Annotated in this window: 9 protein-coding genes; 3 read left to right on the top strand and 6 right to left on the bottom strand. The window is 71.7% G+C overall.

What is annotated here, in order from left to right:
* Nucleotides 1-2 precede the first annotated feature (2 nt).
* A complete protein-coding gene (locus CA983_RS10865) occupies nt 3-548 on the top strand; it encodes an arginine repressor (RefSeq protein WP_086600675.1) in 546 nt (181 codons plus the stop codon).
* Nucleotides 549-758: 210 nt separating this feature from the next.
* On the opposite strand, the gene CA983_RS10870 is transcribed toward CA983_RS10865, so the two are convergent.
* From CA983_RS10870 to CA983_RS10895, 6 genes are all read right to left on the bottom strand, one after another.
* Nucleotides 759-1,562: an FAD:protein FMN transferase gene (locus CA983_RS10870; protein ID WP_244206784.1), complete on the bottom strand. Its 804-nt coding sequence runs from the start codon at nt 1,560-1,562 to the stop codon at nt 759-761.
* A complete protein-coding gene (locus CA983_RS10875) occupies nt 1,555-2,613 on the bottom strand; it encodes an FMN-binding protein (RefSeq protein ID WP_086600677.1) in 1,059 nt (352 codons plus the stop codon). The genes CA983_RS10870 and CA983_RS10875 overlap by 8 nt, the downstream gene beginning before the upstream one ends.
* 40 nt (nt 2,614-2,653) lie before the next feature.
* The gene (locus tag CA983_RS10880; protein WP_167407353.1) at nt 2,654-4,036 is read right to left on the bottom strand and encodes a ferredoxin reductase family protein; all 1,383 of its coding nucleotides are present in this window, start codon (nt 4,034-4,036) and stop codon (nt 2,654-2,656) included.
* A 136-nt stretch (nt 4,037-4,172) separates the two neighbouring features.
* Nucleotides 4,173-4,871, bottom strand: a complete 699-nt coding sequence (locus CA983_RS10885) for a L,D-transpeptidase family protein (protein ID WP_086600678.1) — start codon at nt 4,869-4,871, stop codon at nt 4,173-4,175.
* A gap of 3 nt (nt 4,872-4,874) precedes the next feature.
* Complete coding sequence (locus CA983_RS10890) at nt 4,875-5,462, bottom strand: pyridoxamine 5'-phosphate oxidase family protein (protein ID WP_086600679.1); 588 nt, start codon at nt 5,460-5,462, stop codon at nt 4,875-4,877.
* A 141-nt stretch (nt 5,463-5,603) separates the two neighbouring features.
* The gene (locus tag CA983_RS10895; protein WP_086600680.1) at nt 5,604-6,575 is read right to left on the bottom strand and encodes a hypothetical protein; all 972 of its coding nucleotides are present in this window, start codon (nt 6,573-6,575) and stop codon (nt 5,604-5,606) included.
* A gap of 217 nt (nt 6,576-6,792) precedes the next feature.
* Between CA983_RS10895 and CA983_RS10900 the strand changes: the two genes are divergently transcribed.
* A complete protein-coding gene (locus CA983_RS10900; protein WP_086600681.1) occupies nt 6,793-7,989 on the top strand; it encodes an argininosuccinate synthase in 1,197 nt (398 codons plus the stop codon).
* Nucleotides 7,990-8,083: 94 nt separating this feature from the next.
* Nucleotides 8,084-9,517 carry an argininosuccinate lyase gene (gene argH, locus CA983_RS10905; RefSeq protein WP_086600682.1) on the top strand — a complete coding sequence of 478 codons (1,434 nt, stop codon included), beginning with the start codon at nt 8,084-8,086 and terminating at the stop codon, nt 9,515-9,517.
* Nucleotides 9,518-9,536: the final 19 nt, after the last annotated feature.

Below are 9,536 nucleotides of genomic sequence, written 5' to 3' on the forward strand. Positions count from 1 at the left end.
CGATGAGCCAGGCGCAGGACCACGAGCAGCCGGGGGCGAACGGGCCCGCCGTGCCGCAGACCCGCACCGCACGCCACCGCCGGATCGTGGACATCCTCAACCGGCAGCCCGTGCGGTCGCAGAGCCAGCTGGCGAAGCTGCTCGCCGACGACGGGCTGAGCGTCACGCAGGCGACGCTCTCCCGGGACCTGGACGAGCTGAACGCGGTGAAGATCCGCAACGCCGACGGCGACCTGATCTACGCGGTGCCGAGCGAGGGCGGTTTCCGCACGCCGCGCGCTCCGCTGGGCGGGTCGGCGAAGGAGGAGCGGATGCGGCGGCTCTCGCAGGAGCTGCTGATCTCCGCGGAGGCTTCGGCGAACCTCGTGGTCCTGCGGACTCCTCCGGGGGCCGCGCAGTTCCTGGCGTCGGCGATCGACCAGGCCGAGCTGCACGACATCCTGGGGACGATCGCCGGTGACGACACGCTGCTGTTGATCAGCCGGAACCCGACGGGGGGCCAGGAGCTGGCCGACCACTTGCTGAACCTGGCGCAGAACGGGCATTGAGCGCGCCGTAGGGGGGCCGTAGGGGGGCCGTTGGTGGTCGTGTGCGGGTGAGCTGTGGCTGGTCGCGCCCACGCGGCGGAGCCGCACATGGATACAGCCCCGCGCCCCTCCATACCTGCGGGCAGTCGTGCCGCCAAGGGCGGCACCCGTCCCAGAGAAGCGGCACCCCGCCAGCGCGGGCGAGCGACACGCCCCGGCCTCAGCCCCGACTCATCCCAGCCGGGCCGCCAATCCCCCGGTACAACGCACCTCATCACCGGCAGTGATGAGCAGCGCCTCAACCCCCGGCAGCGACTCCAGCCAGGCCAGCCCCTCCCGCGACCCCATCGCGAACGCCGCCGTGGCCCAGCAGTCCGCCCACGTCAGCCGAGGCCCCACCACCGTCACGGCGACCAGGTCGGTCACGGCCGAACGCCCCGTGCGAGGGTCGACGATATGCGCACCCCGCTCGGCGGTCCCCGACGTGGCCACGGCCAGCTCGTCCACCCCGGCCGCGGAGATCACCGCCGCGAGACCCCCGGGCCGCAGGGGATCCGAGATCCCCACCCGCCACGGCCGCTGCGCACCCGGAACGCCGAGCAACTGCACATCCCCGCCGCCGTTGAGGCTCACCCCGCTCACTCCGGGCACCGCCGCCAGCTGCCGCGCCGCCCGCTCGACCGCCCAGCCCTTGACGATGCCGGTCGGATCGAGGCGGCCCCCGTACGACGTGCTGAACCAGCCGTCGCTCAGCCGCTCCGCCTCGGCCGCCAGCTCCAGGACCTCGGCGACCTCGGGATCGCACTCCCCGACCGTCAGCTGACCGCGTTGCAGCCGGGAGATCTGGCTGTCCTCGCGGTAGGTGCTGAACACCTCGTCGACCCGGTGCAGCCCGGCGACGGCCTCGTCCACCGCCGCGCGCACGGCGCCGGGTTCCCCGCCGCGGACGTCGAAGGAGAAGACGGTCCCCATCGTCTCCTCCGCATGACGTACCGCGGCGGGAGCCTGTGCGGAGTCGGCCACCGTGTCAGCCACCGGCCTGGTCCAGAGCCGACTGGAGGGACTGCTTGTAGCCGGTGCTGGTGTAGGTGGCTCCGGAGACGGCGTCGATCTGCGCGTTTCCGGCCGCGACCGCTGCCTGGTTGAGGCGGGGGACGGAGGCGGAGGTGATCTGGTCGCTGCGGCCGCCCTTGGGGGCCTGGACGGCTTCGGCCTTGGTGATCTTGCCGCCGGCGACGGTGATACGGACCTGGACCGGGCCGTACTGCGTCTGCGCGACACTGCCGGTGAGCGTCCGAGTCTGGGCCTGCCCGCCCCCGGAGCCGGCGGCCTGGGAGGAGCCACCCCCTGCCGGAGCCTTGTCCAGAGCCGACTGGAGCGACTTCTTGTAGCCGGCGCTGGTGTACGTGGCGCCCGAGACCGCGTCGATCTCCGCGCTCCCCGCCGCGACGGCCGCCTGGTTGAGGCGGGGGACGGAGGCGGAGGTGATCTGGTCGCTGCGGCCGCCCTTGGGGGCCTGGACGGCTTCGGCCTTGGTGATTTTGCCGCCGGCGACGGTGATGCGGACCTGGACCGGGCCGTACTGCGTCTGCACCGCGTCACCGGTCACGGTCTGGGCGTTGCCCGAGCCCTGCGCGCCGCCGGCCGAGGCCTTGGCCTTGTCCAGGGCGGACTGGAGGGACTTCTTGTAGCCGGCGCTGGTGTACGTCGCCCCGGACACGGCGTCGATGTCCGCGCTCTGGGCGGCGACGGCCGCCTGGTTGAGGCGGGGGACGGAGGCGGAGGTGATCTGGTCGCTGCGGCCGCCCTTGGGGGCCTGGACCGCCTCGGCCTGAGTGATCTTGCCGCCGCTCATGGTCAGGCGTACCTGCACCGCGCCGTACTGCGTCTGCACCGCGTCACCGGTGACCGCGCCGTTCACGCCGCCCTGCGGGGCCTGCCCGGCGGCCGCGGGCGGGAGTTGACCGCCCGCGGCCTGGGCGGAGCCCGGGTCGGAGGCCGGCTTCAGTGACAGCAGCAGCACGATCCCGGAGACGGTGGCTGCGCCGGCGAGCACGGCACGCCGGACGGGGTGACTCTTCCTCATCGTTTCTCAAGCTCCTGAAGGGCTGTTGATGTCCCGTCGCTCACATCTCGAACGACTCGTGATGGATACGGCGGGCGGGGACTCCCGCGCCGCGCAAAGCCTCGTACACCGACTGCGCGAAGCCGGGCGGCCCGCACATGAAGACGTCGTGGTCGCGGATGTCCGGGATCTTCCGCTGGAGGGACTCCGCGGAGATGTCGGGGCGTTCCCCGTCGGGGCTGTTGACCGCGTACATCAGCCGGGCCCCGCGCTCGTCGGCGATCTTGGCGAGTTCGCTCCACAGGGCCAGGTCCTGGGTGCTGTTGGCCCGGTAGAGCAGCGTGATGTCGCCGGAGGCGCCCGGCAGAGTCTCGAACAGGGCCCGCATCGGTGTGATGCCGACACCTCCCGCGACCAGCAGTACCTTGCCGCGGCTGCGGCGCTGCGCGGTCATCGCGCCGTACGGGCCCTCCGCCCACACCTTGGTGCCGGGCTGGAGCTCGCGCAGCCGGGAGGTGTGGTCACCGATCGCCTTGACGGTGATCCGCAGCATGTCCGGGCGGGGCGCCGCCGACAGGGAGTACGGGTGCGAACTGAAGCGCATGCCGGGCGCCTTGAACCGCCAGCGGAAGAACTGGCCCGCCTCCGCGCCCATCCGGTGCAGCTTGCGCCCGCCGATCAGCACGGACACGATGCCCGGGGTCTCCTCGATGACCGCCTCGACCCGCATCCGGTGCCGCAGGTTCAGGCGGATCGGGGTGAGGATCCGGTACCAGAGGACGAGCGCGGTCACAGCGCCGTACAGCCCGTACCAGAAGGTCTTGGCGGCGGGCTCGACGGCGAACTCGTTGCCGGTCGTGATCTGGTGCCAGAACGTCAGGTACACCGCCGCGTAGGTGAGCAGGTGCACGTGGTACCAGGTGTCGTACCCGATCAGACGGCGGACGCCGCCGATCGAGAGGATCCCGATGACGAACAGCAGGCCCGTGCCGATGGCGGCCTTGCCCATGTCCGGCAGCTGGTTGATGGAGTCGGTCGTCTGCTGGACGATGGCGCCGAGCCCCTTGCCCGCCTGGAGGGCGTAGCCCCACATGGTGAGGAAGACGTGGGCGAGGACCAGGCAGAGCGTGTAGCGGCCGGTCATGGCGTGCCAGCGGGCGACCCGGTCGGTACCCACCCGCCGCTCCAGCGCGGGCACCCGGGCCATCTGGAGCACCACCAGCGCCATGAGGTAGCCGGCGAGCAGGCCGGTGATCCGGCCCGCGGCAAGGATCTTGGCCGAGGTGTCCGCGAGCGACGCTGTGTTGTCCCACCACAGCCACAGCACGGCCGCCGCACCCGCCCACAGGGCGATCAGCAGCGGTACGGCCGGGGAGCGGCGCGGGCGGATGCGGCGCATCGTCTGGCGGCGGGCGGCACGGCCGCCTGCGAGCGTGGTGGTCACGGTTCCTCCGTGGGGACTTGACCCTTGGCCCACAGATACGTGCCGGGACACGGGAGTGTTCAGCCGTGCACCGAGTCGTGTGCGTACGGGAGTGACCGGCGGTAACCCGGACGGGTTCCGGGGCGGCGTCCCGGCCCTAGTAGCGGGTGACGGCGGTGGCCCCGCCCGTCGTCCCGACGGCGATGTGGGGACGCTTCGCCGGGTCGGCCCAGCGGAGGATCGTCCGCATGGCGCGCCGCGGCACGGACACGCAACCGGCCGTCGCCCCGCGCCCGTTGACATGGAGGAAGATGCCCGCGCCGCGTCCCCGCACGGGACGCCCGTAGTTGAAGCCGATGACGAGCGCGTGCGCGTACCGCTCGCCGTAGCTGATCAGGTGCTCGGACTCGGCGGCCCGGCAGTCGGCCGCGCGGGGCTCGGTCCAGCGGTTGTAGGAGCGGGAGTCGTTGTCCTGGCACCACCAGGAGTCCCGGTGCACCCGGCGGTACGTGTACGCCGTCCCGCGCGGCGCGGCCTTGATGCCGAAGGCGTACGGCAGGCCGTACAGACCCGTGGGCGTCGTGTTCGTGCCCTGCCTGCGCAACGCGCCCTCGACCAGCCCGTTCGCTCCGAAGCGCGCGGGCGCGGAACCCGCCTTCACCCAGCGCCCGTCCCTGAGGTCCCACCAGGTGACCGTGCCCGTCGTCGAGGCCGTCCGCGGGGCCATCGCGGTGATCAGCTGGGTGCCGCCACCGGTGTCCGCCATCCGGGCCGGCAGTGGAGAGGAGGGGGCGGGCGGCCCGGCGCCGAGCACGACGAGGGAGGAGACGGCGAGGGCGACGGCACCGGGGCGCATGCCTCAGACCGTAGAGGGAGGCAGCGGCAACGGCAGCCCGGGTAGTCCGTCCAGGCTGGTCGCGATGTGCTCCTTCTTGGCGAAGTAGGCGCTGAGCGACGCGTCGTCCTCGCGGGCGAAACGCTTGCCGTGCAGGTCGCGGTCCGCCTCGTAGGCCATGAAGGGCACGGCGTAGCCGCAGCTGTCGCGGACGAGTTCGGCCGTGACGACGATGATCGCGCGCAGCCCGTGCTGTGCCGGGTCGATGTCCGGGAAGTGGCCGAGCAGATCCCGGAAACGGGGGTCGTCGCGGAAGACCGGCTCTCCCCGGCCGTGCACACGGACGATGTTCGGCGGGCCCTGGAAGGCGCACCACATCAGGGTGATCCGCCCGTTCTCCCGCAGATGGGCGACGGTCTCGGCGGTGGAGCCGGCGAAGTCGAGGTAGGCCACGGTGAGGTCGTCGAGCACCGCGAAGGAGCCCTTGAGGCCCTTGGGGGAGAGGTTGACCGTGCCGTCGGCGGACAGGGGAGCGGTGGCGGTGAAGAAAACCGGCTGCGCCTCGATGAACGAGCGGAGCCGGCCTTCTATGCGTTCATAAGTCTTTCCCATGTCTAAAGATTATGGGCGAAGACCTTTCGGTTGCCTAAGAAATTGCGGGATCCGGTCACCTCTGCCGGACCCCGCCCCCGGGCGCCTGCCCGTGGCCGCCCCGGCCGGCGCTCACGCGGGGCGGCCACAGCGCCTGTCACCTCACTTGGTGAGCGTGCAGGCGGCCAGGGAGTCCAGACCGGCCGGCTTCTCGGCCGTGCGGCCGATGGCCGTGGCGATGCGGTTGACGGTGGCGATCCGCTTGTCCTCCAGGGGGCCGAGGATGGCGTTCTGGACGAAGTTGGGGCCGCCCTGGCCGACGGTGTCGACGAGTCGCTTGTTGGCCTCCGCGACCTGCGTGTCCAGCAGCGCGAGGTTGCGGTCGACCTCGGCCTGGGCGGAGGCCGGGATCGCCGGCAGCTGGGAGGCGACGTCCGGGCAGGTGATCGTGCCGGCGCCCGCGTTCCCCGCCTCGCCCGCGCCCGCGTCCTCTCCGGCGCCCGCACCCGCTTCCTCGCCCGCACCCGCTTCCTCGCCGGCACCGGCTTCCTCGCCCGCGCCGGCCTCGGCGCCTGCCCCGGCCTCGGCGCCTGCCCCGGCCTCGGCGCCTGCCCCGGCTTCGGCGCCGGCCTCCCCGCCGGCGCCCGCCTCCTGGCCACCCGCTGCCTCGCCCGCTCCGGCGCCGCCGTCGGCGTTGAGCTGGCAGGCGGCGAAGGCCTCCAGCCCCTCCGGCTTCTCGGCGGCACGCCCGATGGCGGTCTCGATGCGGTTCAGGGCGGCGACGCGCTTGTCCTCCAGGGGGCCGAGGATGGCGTTCTGGACGAAGTTGGGGCCGCCCTGGCCGACGGTGTCGACGAGGCGCTTGTTGGCCTCCTCGATCTGGGTGTTCAGCTGGGCGAGGTTGCGGTCGACCTCCGCCTGCGCCGAGGCGGGGATCGCCGGCAGCTCGCCGGTGACGTCCGGGCACGTGATGGTGCCGGGACCCGCCAGCGTCCGGGCGTTCGTCCCGCCGCTGTCGGGCGTCTCCCCGGCGAGGGCGAAGCCGGCGATCACCGTGCCGGACAGCGCCACCGCGGCGGCGCCGCCGATGAAGCCGACGCGACGCTTGTTGTACTTCGGAAGAGCCCTGGACATGCGGATGCCTCACTAGGGGTCGGGGGTGTCGTCGGTGTCAAACGCGGCGCCTGCGTTCGGCGAGAGGTACGGGCAAGCGGTTTCACGCGTTCAAAGGATCTTCAAAGTCATCTCGGCATGGCCGGAATCAGGCTCTCGATCCGCCGCACATTGACGAATCATGCGGAGGTCTGCATAATCATGCAGGTCAGTGATTGCAGTATGAGGGGAAGAACCCGTGACCGAGCGCGTCGTACTCGCCTACTCCGGCGGTCTTGACACCTCCGTCGCCATCGGCTGGATCGCCGAGGAGACGGGCGCCGAGGTCATCGCGGTCGCGGTGGACGTCGGCCAGGGCGGCGAGGATCTGGACGTCATCCGCAAGCGCGCCCTCGCGTGCGGCGCGGTGGAGGCCGAAGTGGCCGACGCCAGGGACGAGTTCGCCGAGGAGTACTGCCTCCCGGCGATCAAGGCCAACGCCCTCTACATGGACCGCTACCCGCTGGTCTCCGCCCTGTCCCGGCCGGCGATCGTCAAGCACCTCGTCGCCGCCGCCCGGAAGCACGGCGCCACGACCGTCGCCCACGGCTGCACCGGCAAGGGCAACGACCAGGTCCGCTTCGAGGCCGGCATCGCGGCCCTCGCCCCCGACCTGAAGTGCATCGCCCCGGTCCGCGACTACGCCATGACCCGCGACAAGGCCATCGCCTTCTGCGAGGACAAGGGCCTGCCGATCGCGACCACCAAGAAGTCGCCGTACTCCATCGACCAGAACGTCTTCGGCCGCGCCATCGAGACCGGCTTCCTCGAGGACATCTGGAACGCCCCGATCGAGGACATCTACGAGTACACGCAGAACCCGGCCGTCGCCCGCGAGCCCGACGAGGTGGTCATCTCCTTCAAGGAGGGCGCCCCGGTCGCCATCGACGGCAGGCCCGTCACCGTGCTCCAGGCCGTCCAGCAGCTCAACGAGCGCGCCGGAGCCCAGGGCATCGGCCGGATCGACATGGTCGAGGACCGCCTCGTCGGCATCAAGTCCCGCGAGGTCTACGAGGCGCCGGGCGCCATCGCCCTGATCACCGCCCACCAGGAGCTGGAGAGCGTCACCGTCGAGCGCGAGCTCGCCCGCTACAAGCGGGGCGTCGAGCAACGCTGGAGCGAGCTGGTCTACGACGGCCTGTGGTTCTCCCCGCTCAAGCGCGCCCTGGACGGCTTCGTCAACGAGGCAAACCAGCATGTCACCGGCGACATCCGCATGACCCTGCACGGCGGCCGCGCGGTCGTCACCGGCCGGCGCTCCGAGCAGTCGCTGTACGACTTCGACCTCGCGACCTACGACACGGGCGACACCTTCGACCAGTCCGCGGCCAAGGGCTTCATCGACATCTACAGCCTGTCGTCGAAGATCGCGGCGCAGCGTCACCTGCGGGCGTAGCCCGGCGGGAACGGCGGGGCACATACCCGACGGGAACCCGGCGTGGGCATATAAAGGTCCGCGTCTCATCCATACCTCTCTAGGAGCAACGCAAGTGAGCAGCAACAGCGGTGACGTACGGCTCTGGGGCGGCCGTTTCGCCGACGGTCCCGCCGAGGCCCTGGCCAAGCTGTCCGCGTCCGTCCACTTCGACTGGCGGCTCGCGCCGTACGACATCGCCGGATCGCGTGCGCACGCGCGCGTGCTGCACAAGGCGGGCCTGCTCACCGAGGACGAGCTGACCCGGATGATCGCCGGGCTCGACCAGCTCGAGGCGGACGTCGCCGACGGCTCCTTCGTGGGCACCATCGCCGACGAGGACGTGCACACCGCCCTGGAGCGCGGCCTGCTGGAGCGGCTCGGCCCCGACCTCGGCGGCAAGCTGCGCGCGGGCCGCTCCCGCAACGACCAGGTCGCGACCCTCTTCCGCATGTACCTGCGCGACCACGCCCGGGTCCTCGGCGGCCTGATCGCCGAGCTCCAGGACGCGCTGATCGGCCTGGCCGAGGCCCACCCCGACGTGGCGATGCCCGGCCGTACGCACCTCCAGCACGCCCAGCCGGTCCTCTTCGCCCACCACGTCCTCGCCCACGTGCAGTCCCTGTCCCGGGACGCGGAGCGGCTGCGCCAGTGGGACGCGCGCACGGCCGTCTCGCCCTACGGGTCGGGCGCGCTGGCGGGCTCCTCCCTGGGCCTGGACCCGGAGGCGGTCGCCAAGGACCTCGGGTTCGAGCACGGTTCCGTCGGCAACTCCATCGACGGCACTGCGTCCCGGGACTTCGCCGCCGAGTTCGCCTTCATCACGGCGATGATCGGCGTCAACCTCTCCCGGATCGCCGAGGAGGTCATCCTCTGGAACACGAAGGAGTTCTCCTTCGTGACCCTGCACGACGCGTTCTCGACGGGCTCGTCGATCATGCCGCAGAAGAAGAACCCGGACATCGCGGAGCTGGCGCGCGGCAAGTCCGGCCGCCTGATCGGCAACCTGACGGGCCTGCTCGCCACGCTCAAGGCCCTCCCGCTCGCGTACAACCGCGACCTCCAGGAGGACAAGGAGCCGGTCTTCGACTCCATCGACCAGCTGGAGATCCTGCTGCCGGCCTTCACCGGCATGATGGCCACGCTCACGGTCCACCGCGAGCGCATGGAGGAACTGGCCCCCGCCGGCTTCTCCCTCGCCACGGACATCGCCGAGTGGCTGGTCAAGCAGGGCGTCCCGTTCCGCGTGGCCCACGAGGTGGCCGGTGAGTGCGTGAAGGTCGCCGAGGCCGAGGGCAAGGAACTGGACGAGCTGACGGACGAGCAGTTCGCGAAGATCTCGTCCCACCTCACCCCGGAGGTCCGCTCGGTCCTCAACGTCCCCGGAGCCTTGGCCTCCCGCGACGGCAGGGGCGGCACGGCCCCTAGCGCGGTGGCGATCCAGCTGGCAGAGGTGAAGGCGGACGTGGCGGCCCAGCACGAGTGGGCTCTGGCCAAGAAGAAGGGCTGAGGGGGGCGGGGCCAAGGGG

Origin of the sequence: Streptomyces swartbergensis (assembly GCF_002148965.1) — a bacterium.
Lineage (GTDB): Bacteria > Actinomycetota > Actinomycetes > Streptomycetales > Streptomycetaceae > Streptomyces > Streptomyces swartbergensis.